18 protein-coding genes are annotated in these 15,171 nt (G+C 74.0%); 12 read left to right on the top strand and 6 right to left on the bottom strand.

What is annotated here, in order from left to right:
• The first annotated feature begins 32 nt into the window (after positions 1-32).
• Entirely contained in the window at positions 33-1,655 is a 1,623-nt protein-coding gene (locus tag O7613_RS01500; RefSeq protein ID WP_282291616.1) for an acetolactate synthase, read from the top strand.
• A 52-nt stretch (positions 1,656-1,707) separates the two neighbouring features.
• On the opposite strand, the gene O7613_RS01505 is transcribed toward O7613_RS01500, so the two are convergent.
• Genes O7613_RS01505 through O7613_RS01515 form a run of 3 tightly spaced genes read right to left on the bottom strand, consistent with a single transcriptional unit; the run spans position 1,708 to position 2,821 of the window.
• Positions 1,708-2,100, bottom strand: a complete 393-nt coding sequence (locus tag O7613_RS01505; RefSeq protein ID WP_281584574.1) for a PLD nuclease N-terminal domain-containing protein — start codon at positions 2,098-2,100, stop codon at positions 1,708-1,710.
• Between the two features lie 26 nt (positions 2,101-2,126).
• Positions 2,127-2,429, bottom strand: a complete 303-nt coding sequence (locus tag O7613_RS01510) for a DUF202 domain-containing protein (RefSeq protein WP_281584573.1) — start codon at positions 2,427-2,429, stop codon at positions 2,127-2,129.
• Positions 2,426-2,821 carry a DUF202 domain-containing protein gene (locus tag O7613_RS01515; RefSeq protein ID WP_281584572.1) on the bottom strand — a complete coding sequence of 132 codons (396 nt, stop codon included), beginning with the start codon at positions 2,819-2,821 and terminating at the stop codon, positions 2,426-2,428. The genes O7613_RS01510 and O7613_RS01515 overlap by 4 nt, the downstream gene beginning before the upstream one ends.
• 41 nt (positions 2,822-2,862) lie before the next feature.
• Here O7613_RS01515 and O7613_RS01520 point away from each other — a divergent pair, with 41 nt between their 5' ends.
• The 4 genes from O7613_RS01520 (at position 2,863) to O7613_RS01535 (ending at position 6,007) form a co-directional block, all read left to right on the top strand.
• A complete protein-coding gene (locus O7613_RS01520; RefSeq protein ID WP_282291618.1) occupies positions 2,863-3,660 on the top strand; it encodes a GNAT family N-acetyltransferase in 798 nt (265 codons plus the stop codon).
• Positions 3,661-3,662: 2 nt separating this feature from the next.
• Positions 3,663-4,067 (top strand): hypothetical protein, encoded by a 405-nt coding sequence (locus O7613_RS01525; protein WP_282291619.1) that lies wholly within the window; start codon positions 3,663-3,665, stop codon positions 4,065-4,067.
• Between the two features lie 189 nt (positions 4,068-4,256).
• On the top strand, positions 4,257-5,036 hold the full coding sequence (locus tag O7613_RS01530; RefSeq protein WP_282291621.1) for an electron transfer flavoprotein subunit beta/FixA family protein: 780 nt from the start codon (positions 4,257-4,259) through the stop codon (positions 5,034-5,036).
• Positions 5,037-5,047: 11 nt separating this feature from the next.
• Entirely contained in the window at positions 5,048-6,007 is a 960-nt protein-coding gene (locus O7613_RS01535; RefSeq protein ID WP_281584568.1) for an electron transfer flavoprotein subunit alpha/FixB family protein, read from the top strand.
• Positions 6,008-6,111: 104 nt separating this feature from the next.
• On the opposite strand, the gene O7613_RS01540 is transcribed toward O7613_RS01535, so the two are convergent.
• Both O7613_RS01540 and O7613_RS01545 read right to left on the bottom strand, forming a co-directional pair.
• Positions 6,112-6,870, bottom strand: coding sequence for an anti-sigma factor (locus tag O7613_RS01540; protein ID WP_282291624.1), 759 nt, complete (start codon positions 6,868-6,870; stop codon positions 6,112-6,114).
• Positions 6,824-7,429: a sigma-70 family RNA polymerase sigma factor gene (locus tag O7613_RS01545; RefSeq protein ID WP_282291625.1), complete on the bottom strand. Its 606-nt coding sequence runs from the start codon at positions 7,427-7,429 to the stop codon at positions 6,824-6,826. The genes O7613_RS01540 and O7613_RS01545 overlap by 47 nt, the downstream gene beginning before the upstream one ends.
• Before the next feature lie 240 nt (positions 7,430-7,669).
• Here O7613_RS01545 and O7613_RS01550 point away from each other — a divergent pair, with 240 nt between their 5' ends.
• The 7 genes from O7613_RS01550 (at position 7,670) to O7613_RS01580 (ending at position 14,538) form a co-directional block, all read left to right on the top strand.
• Positions 7,670-8,500, top strand: a complete 831-nt coding sequence (locus tag O7613_RS01550) for a DUF4397 domain-containing protein (protein WP_282291627.1) — start codon at positions 7,670-7,672, stop codon at positions 8,498-8,500.
• On the top strand, positions 8,497-9,168 hold the full coding sequence (locus O7613_RS01555) for a class F sortase (protein WP_281584564.1): 672 nt from the start codon (positions 8,497-8,499) through the stop codon (positions 9,166-9,168). Before O7613_RS01550 ends, O7613_RS01555 begins: the two co-directional genes overlap by 4 nt.
• 86 nt (positions 9,169-9,254) lie before the next feature.
• Entirely contained in the window at positions 9,255-10,430 is a 1,176-nt protein-coding gene (locus O7613_RS01560) for a cysteine desulfurase family protein (protein WP_281584563.1), read from the top strand.
• A 37-nt stretch (positions 10,431-10,467) separates the two neighbouring features.
• Positions 10,468-11,544 carry a tRNA 2-thiouridine(34) synthase MnmA gene (gene mnmA, locus O7613_RS01565; RefSeq protein ID WP_282291630.1) on the top strand — a complete coding sequence of 359 codons (1,077 nt, stop codon included), beginning with the start codon at positions 10,468-10,470 and terminating at the stop codon, positions 11,542-11,544.
• Between the two features lie 542 nt (positions 11,545-12,086).
• Entirely contained in the window at positions 12,087-13,091 is a 1,005-nt protein-coding gene (locus O7613_RS01570) for a methionine synthase (protein ID WP_282291631.1), read from the top strand.
• A 38-nt stretch (positions 13,092-13,129) separates the two neighbouring features.
• Positions 13,130-13,498, top strand: a complete 369-nt coding sequence (locus tag O7613_RS01575; RefSeq protein ID WP_281584560.1) for a VOC family protein — start codon at positions 13,130-13,132, stop codon at positions 13,496-13,498.
• Between the two features lie 29 nt (positions 13,499-13,527).
• A complete protein-coding gene (locus O7613_RS01580; RefSeq protein ID WP_282294449.1) occupies positions 13,528-14,538 on the top strand; it encodes an ADP-ribosylglycohydrolase family protein in 1,011 nt (336 codons plus the stop codon).
• Between the two features lie 27 nt (positions 14,539-14,565).
• Here the strand turns inward: O7613_RS01580 and O7613_RS01585 are convergent, their stop codons facing one another.
• Entirely contained in the window at positions 14,566-15,144 is a 579-nt protein-coding gene (locus O7613_RS01585; protein WP_282291633.1) for a type II toxin-antitoxin system PemK/MazF family toxin, read from the bottom strand.
• Between the last annotated feature and the right edge of the window lie 27 nt (positions 15,145-15,171).

Below are 15,171 nucleotides of genomic sequence, written 5' to 3' on the forward strand. Positions count from 1 at the left end.
GTGACTCCGGTCGCGCGACGAAGGGGAGTGGCATGGCGGAACGGGTCGAGGGGCACGGCGGGCAGCTGGCGCTGGCGGCGCTGCGCGCGCACGGCGTACGGGAGATGTTCACGCTCTCCGGCGGGCACGTCTTCCCGCTCTACGACGCCGCGCACTCCGCCGGCTTCCCGCTCTACGACGTCCGGCACGAGCAGACCGCCGTCTTCGCCGCCGAGGCGGTGGCCAAGCTCCAGCGCCGCCCCGGCCTGGCCGTGCTCACCGCCGGCCCCGGCGTCACCAACGGCGTATCCGGCCTGACCAGCGCGTTCTTCAACGCCTCGCCGGTGCTGGTGATGGGCGGGCGGGCCCCGCAGTTCCGCTGGGGCGCCGGCAGCCTCCAGGAGATGGACCACCTCCCGCTCGTCGCCCCGGTCACCAAGCACGCCGAGACGGTGTTCAGCGCCGACGACATCCCGCGGGCGGTCTCCGCGGCGCTCACCACCGCGCTCACCCCGCACCGCGGGCCGGTCTTCCTGGACTTCCCCCTCGAAGCGGTCTTCTCCGTCGGCGACGCCGACCTGCCGGCGGTCACCGCGCCGGCACCGATCGAGCCCGACCCGGACGAGGTCGCGAACGCCGCCGCCCTGATCGCCGGCGCGTCCCGGCCGGTCATCATCGCCGGCTCCGACGTGTACGCCGGTGACGCCGTCGAGGCCCTGCGCGCCGCCGCCGAGGCACTGCGGGTGCCGGTGTTCACCAACGGGATGGGCCGGGGCGCGCTGCCCCCGACGCACCCGCTCGCCTTCGCCAAGGCCCGTCGGATCGCGCTGAAGGGCGCCGACGTGGTCGTGGTGATCGGCACGCCGCTCGACTTCCGGCTCTCCTTCGGCGACTTCGGCGACGCCAAGGTGGTGCACGTGGTGGACGCGCCCAGCCAGCGCGCCGGGCACGTGCAGCCGGCCGCCGCCCCCGCCGGCGACCTGCGACTGATCCTCGGCGCGTTCGCCGAGCACCCCGGCGACCGGGTCGACCACACCGACTGGATCGCCGAGCTGCGCACCGCCGAGGACGCGGCGAAGGCCCGCGACGCCGAGGAGATGGGCGCCGAGACCGACCCGATCCGGCCGGCCCGGATCTACGGCGAGCTGCGCAAGGTGCTCGCCCCGGACGCCGTCACCATCGGCGACGGCGGCGACTTCGTCTCGTACGCCGGAAAGTACCTGGAACCCGCCCAGCCCGGCACCTGGCTCGACCCCGGCCCGTACGGCTGCCTCGGCACCGGCATGGGCTACGCGATGGGCGCCCGGGTCAGCCACCCGGACCGGCAGATCTGCGTGCTGATGGGCGACGGCGCGGCCGGGTTCTCGCTGATGGACGTGGAGTCCCTGGCCCGGCAGAAGCTGCCGGTGGTGATCGTGGTCGGCAACAACGGCATCTGGGGGCTGGAGAAGCACCCGATGCGCGCCATGTACGGCTACGACGTCGCCGCCGACCTTCAGCCCGGCCTGCGCTACGACAGGGTGGTCGAGTCGCTCGGCGGCGCGGGCGAGACGGTGGAGAAGGCCGCCGATCTCGGGCCTGCGCTGGGCCGCGCCTTCGACTCGGGCGTGCCCTATCTGGTCAACGTGCTGACCGACCCGGCCGACGCGTACCCCCGCTCGTCGAACCTGGCCTGACCGCGACGCCGCCGGGCCGCCGACCGGGTGACCGGCGGCGGCTTCGCGGCGCTCAGACCTCGGGGCGGTCCCGGTCGTCCGGGCGGCGCAGCTCCTCCTCACGGCGGCGCAGGTCCTCCTCCCAGCGCCGGAGGCGCTCCTGGTCGTCGTCGCGGGAGCGCTTGTCGAGCGAGGCGAGGAAGTCCGGGTCGTCGTCCGGCGCGAGCGGGCGGCGGGCCGGTGCGGCGGACCCACCGGACGCGGAGCCGGCCGGCCCGGTCGGGCGCTCGCGGCCGGCCACGAACCAGGCGATCGAGCCGACGATCGGGAAGAAGAGGATGACAAACACCCAGACCAACCGGGGCAGCGCCTTGACCTGCCCGTCCTCGGCGGAGAGGCAGCTGATCAGCGCGCCGGCGGCGAGCACGACCTGGGCCAGGAAGAGCAGTACGTAGAGGCGGGCCATGCCCCATGATGGCGCACCGGAAGTGGTCAGTGCACCCTGCCGAGCACGTGCGCCACGCCGAGCAGGGCCAGCCCGACCGCGCCGAGCGCGGTCAGCGGCATCGACAGGCGCGCGAGACGACGCGGGCCGGACCCGGTGGCCCGCCACCAGTCGGCCGCCAGCACGGCCAGCCAGATCACGACCGCGGCCCCGGCCAGCACCGCGTCGACGACGCGGCCGGTGAACGCCGGCCGGAGCTGGAGCAGCAGCACCGCGGTCAGGGTGAGCAGGGTGCGCCGCCAGGCCAGCCGGGTGCGTTCCGGCTGGAGGCCGGGGCCACCGGCGGTCACGTCGTGCCGCCCGGTCCGCGCAGCAGGACGGCCGCGACCAGCAGCAGCGCGCCGACCGCGACGATCAGCGCCAACACGGCCGGGAAGCGGGACGCCGGCAGCTCCTCGCCGAGCCGGATGGCGCGTTCGGTGCGGGCCCAGTGGTCCACCGCCCGGATCGACACGGTCGCGCCGAGCAGCAGCAGCCCGACGGCGAGCGCCTCGCGCAGGTGGGCCAGGGGCAACGGGGGCAGGAACTGCGCGGCGGCCAACCCGCCCGCGACAAGCGCCAGCCCGGTACGCAGCCAGGCCAGGAACGTCCGTTCGTTCGCCAGCGAGAAGCGGTAGTCCGGCGGGGTGCCGACCGAGCGCAGCTCCCGCGGGTCGAACCAGCGCCTGATCGACTCCCACACGACGCCGATTATCCGCTTTGCCCCCGGCCTAGCCTGGACGGGTGACCGATCTTGACGCGCGCGTGCTGCGTGAAACGTACGACAGCCGGATCCGCCCGGAGCTGCCGAACCCGGTGCCCGCCGGGGTGACCATCGAGCGGGACGGCCCGCTGTTCCGCGTCCTCGGCCTGGACCAGCGGGGCTTCCTCACCTACCGGACGCTCGACGGCCTGGCCGGCGCCGAGGTGGACGCGCTCATCGCCCGGCAGGTCGAGTTCTTCCGGGCCCGGGGCGAGGCGGTCGAGTGGAAGCTCGTCGGCCACGACGAGCCGGCCGACCTGGGCGACCGGTTGCGCGCCGCCGGCTTCGTCCCGGAGGACGAGGAGACCGTCGTGGTCGGCCCGGTGGCGCCGCTGGCCGCCGCCGTCCCGGTGCTCCCCGAGGGGGTACGCCTGCGTGAGGTCACCGGCCGGGCCGACCTGGAACGGATCGCCGCCATGGAGCAGGAGGTGTGGCACGAGGACCGCAGTCACCTGGTGATCGGTCTGGAGCGCGAGATCGAGGCCGATCCGCAGTCGATCACGGTCGTGGTGGCGGAGGCCGGGGAGACGGTGGTCAGCGCCGGTTGGGTCCGCTACGAGGGTGACACCGGTTTCGTCAGCCTCTGGGGCGGCTCGACGCTGCCGCGGTGGCGCAAGAAGGGCATCTACCGGGCGCTGGTGGCGTACCGGGCGCGGCTGGCGCAGCAACGCGGCCGGACGCTGGTGCAGGTGGACTGCTCGCCGGACAGCCGGCCCATCCTGGAGCGGCTCGGGCTCGTTGCGGTCACCACCACCACGCCGTACGTCTACACTCCGTGATCATGGACCGGTTGACGGCGGACGAGCAGCTCACCCTCAAGACCGGTGCGTTCGGGGCGGTCTTCCTGGTCTCCAACGCGGTGCCGGGGGTGCTGGGCATGGTGCGGGAGAGCATCGCCGCGTCCGGCGCGCTCGCCGACGTGAGCGGTGTGGTGAAGGAGGCGCTCACCACCGGCCCGCTGCCGCAGTTGCCCCGTGACTCCGAGTTGGAGATCGAGTCGGTGGTGCTGCCCGCGCTGGGCCGGGCGGTGGAGATCCTGCGGGCCAAGTCGCCGGGGGACGTCGAGGCGTACCGGTCGGTGGTGCTGGCGGCGGCGGGCCGGGTGGCGCAGGCGCACCGGGGGGTCGAACCGGCCGAGGCGGCGGCGATCGACAAGATCCGGACGGCCCTGACCGAAGCGGCGTGACGGCGGCCGGGTTACGGTGAGTCGCGTCACTCCGAGGGTCCGGCGAGGCGAACCTACTTGCGGGTAACATCGGCCCGTGGGCAACCGCACAGCAGCCCGTGGTTGACCGATCGTTAAGTAACGCGGGAGGCTGCGCCCGTGACCGGGCGAGTGATCGCTACACCTAAACAGGAGGGTCGTCGAAGCGCGATGAACATCGTCGTACTCGTCAAGCAGGTGCCCGACTCGGGCGCGGACCGCAACCTGCGTGCTGACGACAACACCGTCGACCGCGGCTCGGCGAACAACGTCATCAACGAGATGGACGAGTACGCCATCGAAGAGGCGTTGAAGATCAAGGAAGCGCACGGCGGTGAGGTCACCATCCTGACCATGGGCCCGGACCGGGCGACCGAGTCGATCCGCAAGGCGCTGTCCATGGGGCCGGACAAGGCCGTCCACGTCGTCGACGACGCGCTGCACGGCTCCTGCGCGGTGGCCACCTCGAAGGTGCTCGCCGCCGCCCTCGGGCAGCTCAACGCCGACCTGGTCATCTGCGGCGCCGAGTCCACCGACGGTCGGGTGCAGGTCATGCCGCACATGATCGCCGAGCGGCTGGGTGTGGCCGCGCTGACCGGCGCGCGCAAGCTCACCGTCGACGGGTCCACCCTGACCGCCGAACGGCAGACCGAGGAGGGCTACGAGGTGGTCACCGCCTCGACGCCGGCCGTGGTCTCGGTCTGGGACACCATCAACGAGCCGCGCTACCCCTCCTTCAAGGGCATCATGGCCGCGAAGAAGAAGCCGGTGCAGTCGCTCTCCCTCGGCGACCTGGGCGTGGCCCCGACCGAGGTGGGCCTCGACGGCGCCACGAGCGCGGTGCTGGAGCACACCAAGCGTCCGCCGCGCTCCGGCGGCGAGAAGATCACCGACGAGGGCGAGGGCGGCGTCAAGCTGGTCGAGTTCCTCGCCACCGAGAAGTTCGTGTGAGAGGTCTGGACATGTCTGAGGTTCTCGTCGTCGTCGAAGCCACCCGGGAGTTCGGCGTCAAGAAGGTCACCCTGGAGATGCTCACCCTCGCCCGCGAGCTGGGCGCCCCGAGCGCGGTCGTGCTCGGCGGGGCCGGCGCCGCCGAGGCGCTGAGCGCCAAGCTGGGCGAGTACGGCGCGGAGAAGATCTACGCCGCCGAGGGCGAGGAGATCGACGGCTTCCTGGTGGCCCCGAAGGCCACCGTGGTCGCCGAGTTGGTCAAGCGGGTGCAGCCGGCCGCCGTGCTGCTCGCCTCCTCGCAGGAGGGCAAGGAGATCGCCGCCCGTCTGGCGGTCAAGTTGGACAACGGCATCCTGACCGACGTGGTCGCCCTCGACGCGGACGGCACCGCCACCCAGGTCGCGTTCGCCGGTTCCACCATCGTCAAGTCCAAGGTCACCAAGGGGCTGCCGCTGGTCACCGTCCGGCCGAACTCGCTCAACCCGACCCCGGCCGCGGCCACCCCGGCCGTCGAGCAGCTCACCGTGTCGGTCACCGACGCGGACAAGCTGGCCACGGTCGTCGAGCGGGTCGCCGAGCAGAAGGGCTCCCGCCCCGAGTTGACCGAGGCGTCGATCGTCGTCTCCGGCGGTCGCGGCGTCGGCAACGCGGACAACTTCAAGCTGGTCGAGGAGATGGCCGACCTGCTCGGCGGCGCGGTCGGCGCGTCCCGCGCGGCGGTCGACTCCGGCTTCTACCCGCACCAGTTCCAGGTCGGCCAGACCGGCAAGACCGTGTCTCCGCAGCTCTACGTCGCCCTGGGCATCTCCGGCGCGATCCAGCACCGGGCCGGCATGCAGACCTCGAAGACCATCGTCGCGGTGAACAAGGACGGTGAGGCGCCGATCTTCGAGCTGGCCGACTACGGCGTGGTCGGTGACCTGTTCAAGGTCGTCCCGCAGGCCGCCGAGGAGATCCGCAAGCGTAAGTGACCCTCCGGTCACGAAACGAAGGCCGCCGCCCGGGTCACCGGGCGGCGGCCTTCTCCCACGTGGGGAGCTGATCGGCGGGCCGGGGAGCTGAGCCGGCCCGCCGATCAGCCCGTCAGGGTGCCCCTCAGCAAACTGTCGCCGGAGTGGCGGGCGTTGTTGTCGTACTGCTCGGCGCTGATGTCGACCACCGAGTAGGTGCGCAGGTCCACGTTCGAGGGGATCGGCAGCAGCGCGTCCCCCGAACCGTTGCTCAGCGTACCCACCGAAAGCATCTCCATCGTCTTCGGATCGATCAGCCAGACCTCGTAGTACCCCGGAACGGTGGGGAGATTCGCGACATGCAGATGCAACCGGTTGTCACCGAGCACCCGGGCGTCGCCGGCGGCGTCCCTCGGTGTCGAGCCGAACGCGGAAAGCGGCGCGCTCGCGAGCACCGTCGGCTGCGGCGCCGGCTCATCCGTGTCGGTGCCGAGCACCAAGGCGGTGCCCGCAATCCCGATCACCGCGGCGGCGGTGGCGGTGACCGCGGTGGTCGCCCACCGGGGCCACCGACCTCGGCGCGGACGGGTGGTGGTGGCCGCCGGCCCGTCCGGGTCGCCGGAGCGCGGTGCACGCCGATCGCTCAGCGCGGGCAACTCCTCGGCGGCCCGGACCTCCGCGACGATGTCCGCCCAGAGGTGCTCCGGCGGGTCGGGCAGGTCGGCCAGACCCTGGGTGCCGGCGCCGAGGCCGGCGACGTGCCGGAGCGTGTCCAACTCGCCCCGGCAGTGCCCGCAGGCGCCGAGATGGGTGGCCTCACCGTCCACCGCCTCGCTCTCACCGAGCGCCAGAAAGACCAGCCGGTCGTGGTCCAGGTGCTGCACCGTCCACCTCCCATCTGCGCTTCAGGCTCTGCATGCCACGCCGGATATGGCTCTTGACCGTGCCGAGCGGCACTCCGGTCACGGTCGCGATCTGCTGGTGGGTCAGGTCGTCGTAGAACGCCAGCTCCAGCATCCGACGCTGCTCGTCGGGGAGCCGGGCCAACTCGTCGGCGACCACCAGCCGGTCGACCACCGTGTCGGGGTCGGGGCCGGTGTTCACCGGCTCGGGCAACTGCTTCACCGTCTCGACCACCCGGTTCTCCCGGGCCGCGGCGCGGATCCGGTCGACCACCTTGCGCCGCCCGATGCCGAGCAGCCAGCCGACAAGTGAACCCTTGGCCGGATCGAACGTCTCCCGGCCGAGCCAGGCGGCCACGAACGTCGCCTGGGTCACGTCCTCGGCGTCGCTCCGGTTCGCGAGCGTCGTGGTGGCCAGGTGCAGCACCGCTCGGCCGTATCTGTCGTACGCCTCCCGCAGGGCGGCCTCGTCGCCGTCGCGGAACCGCGTCGCGAGATCGTCCTCGCCCGGCGGCTCGGGGCCCTGCCTCCCCGCCGTCATCGGGCGGCTCGCCTTTCGTGGGGCATGCCGCACTGTAGCTCTCACCGCCCTCGCTCCACTCCGCCGGTGTGACAGGCACGACCCTCGTCACCTCCCCTTCGTCGCCGAGGACCCGGACGGATGCGTCGTACGGCGGAAAAAGAAAACAAATCGCGAGCGCATCCGGTGGCGTCCGGGCCGGCGTAACCCGTTTGCACACCAGGCCTGACGAATCAGTATCAACCACCTGGAGGAAGACAAATGCAGCTCGCCATGTTCCGTCGGGTCGCCGCGGGCGGCGCGGTGGCCGCCCTGACCTTCGCCGGCGTCGGGACCGCCACCATGAGCCCGGCCTACGCCGCCTCGTCCAAGGTCTCCGTGGTCCACGGCATCCCGGACACCCCGGTCGACGTCTACGTCAACGGCGAGAAGACGCTCGACAACTTCAAGCCCGGCGACGTCGCCGGCCCGCTCACCCTGCCCGAGGGGGAGTACGACATCGCCCTGACCAAGCCCGGCGAGGCGATCGACAAGGCGATCCTCACCGTCGACGACGCCGCGGTGCCGGGTGGGGCGAACATCAGCCTCGCCGCCCACCTGAGCGCCGACGGCAAGCCGCAGATCACCCCGTTCGTCAACGACGTGTCCAAGGTGGGTGCCGGCAAGGCCCGGCTGATCGTCCGGCACACCGCCGCCGCCCCGGCGGTCGACGTGCGGGCCGGCGGCAAGCCGGTCTTCGAGGGCCTGACCAACCCGAAGGAGGCCAAGGCCGACGTCACCGCCGGCACCGTCGAGGCGGACGTGGTGCTCGCCGGCACCGACACCGTCGCCATCGGCCCGGCCGACCTGAACCTCAAGGAGGGCACCGCCACCATCGTCTACGCGATCGGCTCCGCCGACGACAAGAACCTGGACCTGGTCGCGCAGACCATCAGCGGGCTGCACTCGGCCCCGGGCGGCGTCCCGAGCGGCACCGGCGGTCAGGCCGGCACCGGCGTGGACACCTGGTGGTACGTGCTGGCGGGCGCCGGCGTACTGCTCCTGGTCGGCGGCGGGGCGCGGGTGGCCACCGCCCGGGCCGGTCGCCGGTGACGGTGCGCAACCGCGGGGCGCTGGCGGCGATGGCCGCCGGCGCCGCCGCGCTCACCGTGGCGACCCTGGTGGCCTGCGGGTCGCAGCCCGCCGACGACGTCGGCGCCGACGAGGCGGCGGCGCTCGCCAGCGGCACGCCCGCCCCGACACCGACGGCGACCACGACGGGAGGCGCGTCGGTGCCGGTGAACGCGGGCACGTTGCCGGCGGGCGGGAAGGCCGTGCCACCGGTACGGCTGCGCATTCCGCCGATCGGGGTCACCGCCACGGTCGACCCGGTCGGCATCAACGAGCGCACCGACGAGTTCGAGGTGCCGCCGAGCGTGGACCAGGTCGGCTGGTACCGCCACGGCCCGGGCCTGGAGGCGGACGCCGGCTCGGTGGTGATCGCCGGGCACGTGGACAGCGCCGAGCAGGGCAAGGGGGCGTTCTTCCGGCTCCGCGAGCTGGACCGGGGGGACATCCTGACCGCCACCGGCTCGGACGGCCGGGACCGCCGCTACCGGGTGGTGGCCCGGGAGGAGTACACGAAGACGAAGATCCCACTGGACCGCTACTTCGCCCGGGACGGCAGCCCGCGCCTGACGTTGATCACCTGCGGCGGGCCGTTCGATCCGAAGACCCGGCACTACCGCGACAACATCGTGGTCACCGCCGTTCCCGCATGAGGCGGCGGACCGCCCGTCCCACCCCGGCGCGGGACGGGCGGTCCGGCCACCGGCCGCCCGCGCGCCGGCCGTTAGGCTGACAGGTGATGGCATACCTGGATCACGCGGCGACGACCCCGATGCTCGACGAGGCACTCGAGGCGTACGTCGCCACCGCCCGCGAGGTGGGCAACGCGTCGTCGCTGCACGCGGCGGGTCGCCGGGCCCGGCGACGGGTGGAGGAGTCCCGTGAGCGGGTGGCCGCCGCGCTCGGCGCCCGTCCCTCCGAGGTGATCTTCACGGGTGGCGGCACGGAGAGCGACAACCTCGCCGTCAAGGGCATCTTCTGGGCCCGTCGCGACGCCCGGGCCGAGCGGATCCGGGTGGTCTCCAGCGCGGTCGAGCACCACGCGGTGCTGGACTCGGTGGACTGGCTGGTCGGGCGCGAGGGCGCGGAGGTCGGCTGGCTGCCGGTGGACGCGGCCGGTCGGCTCGACCCGGAGCGGCTCCGCGCCGAGCTGGCCGCGCACGGCGACCGGGTGGCGGTGGTCACCGCGATGTGGGCCAACAACGAGGTCGGTACCGTCCAGCCGGTGGCCGAGCTGGCCGCGGTCGCCGCCGAGCACGGGGTGCCGTTCCACACCGACGCGATCCAGGCGGTCGGTCAGGTGCCCGTCGACTTCGCCGCGAGCGGGGTCGCCGCGCTCACCGTGACCGGGCACAAGCTGGGCGGCCCGACCGGCGTGGGCGCGCTGCTGCTGGCCCGCGACGTCGCCGCCACCCCGCTGCTGCACGGCGGCGGCCAGGAGCGCGACGTCCGCTCCGGGACGCTCGACACCGCCGGCATCGTCGCGTTCGCGGTCGCCGTCGAGACCGCGGTCAAGGGCCAGCAGGAGTACGCGGCCCGGATCGCCGCGCTCCGCGACGAGTTGGTCGAGCGGGTCCGACGGGCGGTGCCCGAGGTGATCTTCAACGGTGATCCGACGGACCGGCTCCCGGGTAACGCGCACTTCTCCTTCCCCGGCTGCGAGGGGGACGCGCTGCTGCTGCTCCTCGACGCCCAGGGCATCGCCTGCTCGACCGGGTCGGCCTGCTCGGCCGGCGTGGCCCAGCCGTCGCACGTGCTGCTGGCGATGGGCGCGGACGACGACCGGGCCCGCTCGTCGCTGCGCTTCACGCTCGGGCACACGAGCACCGGCGCGGACGTCGACGCGCTCATCGCCGCGCTGCCGGCCGCCGTGGAGCGGGCCCGCCGCGCGGCCGCCCTCCGCACGCCCCGCTGACCCGGATACCCTCGGTGAGGACGAGGGGAGTGGGCCGGTGAGAGTTCTGGCGGCGATGTCGGGCGGGGTGGACTCGGCCGTGGCGGCGGCACGCGCGGTGGAGGCCGGGCACGACGTGACCGGGGTGCACCTGGCGCTGGCCCGCAACCCGCAGACCTACCGCACCGGCGCCCGGGGCTGCTGCACGCTTGAGGACTCCCGGGACGCCCGGCGCGCCGCCGACGTGCTCGGCATCCCGTTCTACGTGTGGGACATGGCCGACCGGTTCCAGGACGACGTGGTGGACGACTTCGTCGCCGAGTACGCCGCCGGGCGTACCCCGAACCCGTGCCTGCGCTGCAACGAGAAGATCAAGTTCGCCGCGGTGCTGGACCGGGCCGTAGCCCTGGGTTTCGACGCCGTGGTGACCGGTCACCACGCCCGGCTCGGCCCGGACGGCCTGCTGCGGCGCAGCGTCGACGAGGCCAAGGACCAGTCGTACGTCCTCGCGGTGCTGACCCGCGCGCAGCTCGACCGGTCGATCTTCCCGCTCGGCGACTCCACCAAGGCCGAGGTGCGCGCGGAGGCCGCCCGGCGCGGCCTCGCCGTGGCCGACAAGCCGGACTCGCACGACATCTGCTTCATCGCCGACGGCGACACCCGCGGCTTCCTGGCCGAGCGGCTCGGCGAGGCCCCGGGCGAGGTGGTGGACGCGCTCACCGGCACGGTCGTGGGCAACCACAGCGGCGCCTACCAGTACACCGTCGGCCAGCGACGCGGGCTGCGCCTGGACCGCCCCGCGCCGGACGGCCGGCCCCGCTACGTGCTCTCCATCACGCCGACGACCAACACTGTGATGGTCGGCCCCGCCGAGGCGCTGGAGGTCTCCTCGGTGCGGGCCACCCGTCCGGTATGGACCGGCGGGCCGCGCCCGGACGGACCGATCGAGTGCGAGGTGCAGTTGCGGGCGCACGGTGACGTGGTGCCGGCCGCGGTCTCGGTGGACGCCGACGGGCTGCACGCCTCGCTGCGCCGCCCGCTCCGCGGCGTCGCCGCCGGCCAGGCGATCGTGGCCTACCGGCCGGACCCGGCCGGCGACGTGGTCCTCGGCTCCGCCACCATCGCCGCTGCCTGACGACGGGCGCGGCGGTCCGCCAGCGGCCTCGTCAGCGAACGGTGTCCCATGCTCAGCGCCCCTGGCCGGACCGGCCGCTCGCTGAACGGACCCCTGGCCACGCTCCCGCCAGAGGGCGCACTGCCGAAAAGCGGGCCCTCGCCGGATGGCGTCCCGCTGGTGGGTGCCTCGCCGGTGGGCGGGCCCGGCCGGAGGTGGCTCCGGCCGGCGTATCGGCTGCCGGACCGTGACCCGCGCCGATCTTCCGGGTGCGAATTTCCGGTGTGGCGGCACGGGCGGAGGGACTCGCTTTCAGGCGCCTAGAAACTTGATGACGTGGATGGGTCACCGCGACGAACGGCGATCGGACTCCCACGGCGAGCGCCTGCCCGGACCTGGGTTGATCACGACGAGTCATTTACGCCATCAAGTTTGTAGGCACTTGATGAGGCATCACGCGCCTATCCGTCACCCACCCCTGACGATGCGCCGCCGTGCCGTGCCTCCGGCCCGCTGACCGCCGCGCCGACCGCTGCGGACGGCACGGTGGATAGGCTTCGGCGGTGACTGATCAGCAGTGGCCCTGGCCGGCCGGGGCGGCGACCGGAATCGGTTCGCTGCCCGGCACCGACATCGCCGAGGCGCAGCGGATCGTTCTCGGCGAGCTGCCCGACCTGCCGCACCTGCCGGAGCTGCCCGCCCGGGGGCCGGGGGCGGACCTCGTCGGCCGCGCCGGCGGCCTGCTCGTCGAACTCCCGGTCGAGCTGTACGCGGCCCGCTGGCGGATCGCCCCGCGCCCCGGCCGGGACCTGCGCCGCGCCCGTGACCTGATGGAACGCGACCTGGACCAGCTCGCCGAGCAGGCCGAGGCGTACGCCGGTCCGGTCAAGATCCAGGCCGCCGGCCCGTTCACCCTGGCCGCCGCGCTGGAGCTGCCGCTCGGTGGTCGGGTGCTGCGCGACCCCGGCGCGGTGCGGGACCTCGCCGGCTCGCTCGGTGAGGGGCTGCGGGGGCACGTGGCGGCGGTGGCCCGGCGGCTGCCCCGCGCCTCGGTGCTGCTCCAGCTCGACGAACCGTCCCTGCCGGCGGTGCTGGCCGGTCGGGTGCCCACCGAAAGCGGCTTCGGCACCCACCGTCCGGTGGAGGCGGAGGTGGCCCGGGGGCTGCTGCGCGGCGTGTTCGACGCGGCCGGCGTTCCTACGCTCGTGCACTGCTGCGCGCCGGACGTGCCGCTGGAGCTGATCCGCTCCGCCGGCGCGGTCGGCGTCGCCCTCGACCTGTCGCTGGTGACCGACCTGGACCCGCTCGGCGAGGCGATCGACGCCGGGTTCGGGCTACTGGCCGGCGCCGCGCCGACGCTGCCGCCCGCGTCCGGTCGGGCACCGACCTCGGCCGAGGTCGCGGATCGGGTCCGCCGCGTCTGGGACCGGCTCGGTTTTCCCCGCCGCCGGTTGGCCGGGCAGGTGGTGGTCACGCCCGCGTGCGGCCTGGCCGGCGCCACCCCGGCGTACGCCCGTGCGGTGCTGGCCGCCTGCCGCGACGCCGGCCGGCGGCTCGCCGAGGAGTGACGTTTTTCCTGTCGTACCCCGGGGGCAGGATGACGGGCATGATCGGACGACTGCGTTCCACCGTGATCGACTGTCCCGACCCGCGCGCGTTGGCGGGTTTCTACGCGGAGCTGCTCGGCCTGCCGCTGATCGAGGAGAGCTCCGAGGGCGACGAATGGGTGGTGCTCGGCGGCCCGCCGGGGCACCAGCCGCGGCTGGCCTTCCAGAAGGCACCAGGTTTGCGTGCCCCGGAGTGGCCCGACCCGGAGCGACCGCAGCAGTTCCATCTGGACGTGACGGTGGACGACATCGAGGCAGCCGAAAAGGCGGCGCTGGCCCTCGGCGCGCGGCGGCTGCCCGGTGGGGAGGAGGGCTTCCGGGTCTACGCCGATCCGGCCGGTCACCCGTTCTGCCTCTGCTGGGACTGAACGCGCGAGGTTCGCCCGGCCGGTGCATGATCACCACCGTGACCTCATCCACCGAACGCCGTGCCGCCGGCTCGCTCTTCGGCCTCGCCTACGGTGACGCTCTGGGCAAGCCGACCGAGTTCCTCACCGTCAGCGAGATCGTCCGGCGCTACGGCCCGGCCGGCCCCCGCGAGCTGGTGGGTGATCCGGCGCTCGTCACCGACGACACCCAGATGGCGCTGGCAGTGGCGTGGGCGCTGCACGACGCGCCCGCGTACACGCCGGAGGCGGTGGAGCCGCTGCTGCGGCAGCGCTTCGTCGACTGGGCGGCCAGCCCGGAGAACAATCGCGCGCCGGGCATGACCTGCCTGCGCGCCTGCGCCGAGCTGAATCGGGGGGTCCGCTGGCAGGAGGCCACGGTCGCCGGGTCGAAGGGCTGCGGCGCGAACATGCGGGTCACCCCGGTCGGGCTGCTCGACGTCGACCTGGACACGCTGGCCGGGCTGGCCCAGCTCCAGGCCGGCCTCACCCACGGGCACCCGACCGGGCTGGCGGCCAGCGAGCTGACCGCGTACGCGATCCGGCTGCTGCGCGACGGCGCGGCACTGCCGGAGCTGCCCGGCCTGCTCACCGCGCGGGCCCGCGCGCAGCGCACGGTCTATCGGGGCGACTGGCTCGATGACCTGTGGCAGCGTCCCGGCGGCACCACGGCAGCCGAGTTCATCGCCCGGGGCTGGGACGACTGCCTGCGGGTGCTCGGCCGGCTGGAGGCGGCGCTGGCCTGCCCCGACGACGGTGGCGACCCGTGCCGGCTCACCGGCGAGGGTTGGGTCGCGGAGGAGGCGCTCGTCACCGCGCTGCTCTGCGTGCTGTGGCATCCGGACGACCCGGTCGGCGCGCTGGCCCGGGGCGCCACCACCGCCGGCGACTCGGACTCCGTCGCGGCGCTGGCCGGCGCGTTCGTCGGGGCGGCGCACGGCATGGCGGCCTGGCCGGCCGGCTGGGCGGGCCGGATCGAGTACGCCGACCAGCTCACCGCGCTCGCCGCCGCGCTCGACTGAGCGGCGTCCCCGGCGTGCGGGATGCCGTCACGCGGTGAGATGGGGAAGCCGGCGGACGCCACGCCACACGTCGGCGTCGCAGTCACCGGCCCGGTCGGCGAAGGCGGTCAACGGCACCGGGATCGGCTCGCTGACGTCCAACCAGCTGTCGTGCTCGGCGTCGGCGTCCCAGCCCCGGGTCGGAATGGACACGTGGTTGTCCCGGTCCGACTTGTCCTGACTGGTGATCTTCAGGACCTCGGCGTCCCGACCGTCGACCCGCAGCACCAGGCAGGGGCGCACCTTCGAGCCGGTGCCGTCGGCGTAGGGCACGTCGGCCCACCAGATCTCCCCGGGACGCGGGACGTCCCGGCCCGGCCGCCCGGCGTCGCGTGGTCGCGGTGGCGCGCCGGTCCGGCCACTGCCGCTCCCGCCGCCGGCACGGCCACCGCGGGGCGTCCTCCCGGGCCGGCTGCCGCCACCGGCGCCCGGTCGCCGGTCACCGGGCCGCCCGCGCCGACCCGTCCGGGCGGGCCGGTCGGCGGACCGACGACGCCACTCGCTCCACAGCCAGCCCGCGGCCACGCAGGCCACGATGACAAGCGCCCAGATCAGCCCGTCGCGCATCCGTACCCCGCCTCTCGTCCGCTTCGG

The sequence above is a fragment of the Micromonospora sp. WMMD975 genome (genome assembly GCF_029581215.1).
Classification (GTDB): Bacteria; Actinomycetota; Actinomycetes; order Mycobacteriales; family Micromonosporaceae; genus Micromonospora.

Coding starts and splice junctions, on each gene's coding strand:
- O7613_RS01525 (WP_282291619.1), top strand. CDS start 3,663: ATGGACCGGTTGACGGCGGACGAGCAGCTCACCCTCAAGACCGGTGCG.
- O7613_RS01505 (WP_281584574.1), bottom strand. CDS start 2,100: ATGGCCCGCCTCTACGTACTGCTCTTCCTGGCCCAGGTCGTGCTCGCC.
- O7613_RS01545 (WP_282291625.1), bottom strand. CDS start 7,429: ATGACGGCGGGGAGGCAGGGCCCCGAGCCGCCGGGCGAGGACGATCTC.
- O7613_RS01530 (WP_282291621.1), top strand. CDS start 4,257: ATGAACATCGTCGTACTCGTCAAGCAGGTGCCCGACTCGGGCGCGGAC.
- O7613_RS01585 (WP_282291633.1), bottom strand. CDS start 15,144: ATGCGCGACGGGCTGATCTGGGCGCTTGTCATCGTGGCCTGCGTGGCC.
- O7613_RS01535 (WP_281584568.1), top strand. CDS start 5,048: ATGTCTGAGGTTCTCGTCGTCGTCGAAGCCACCCGGGAGTTCGGCGTC.
- O7613_RS01575 (WP_281584560.1), top strand. CDS start 13,130: ATGATCGGACGACTGCGTTCCACCGTGATCGACTGTCCCGACCCGCGC.
- O7613_RS01500 (WP_282291616.1), top strand. CDS start 33: ATGGCGGAACGGGTCGAGGGGCACGGCGGGCAGCTGGCGCTGGCGGCG.
- O7613_RS01560 (WP_281584563.1), top strand. CDS start 9,255: ATGGCATACCTGGATCACGCGGCGACGACCCCGATGCTCGACGAGGCA.
- O7613_RS01550 (WP_282291627.1), top strand. CDS start 7,670: ATGCAGCTCGCCATGTTCCGTCGGGTCGCCGCGGGCGGCGCGGTGGCC.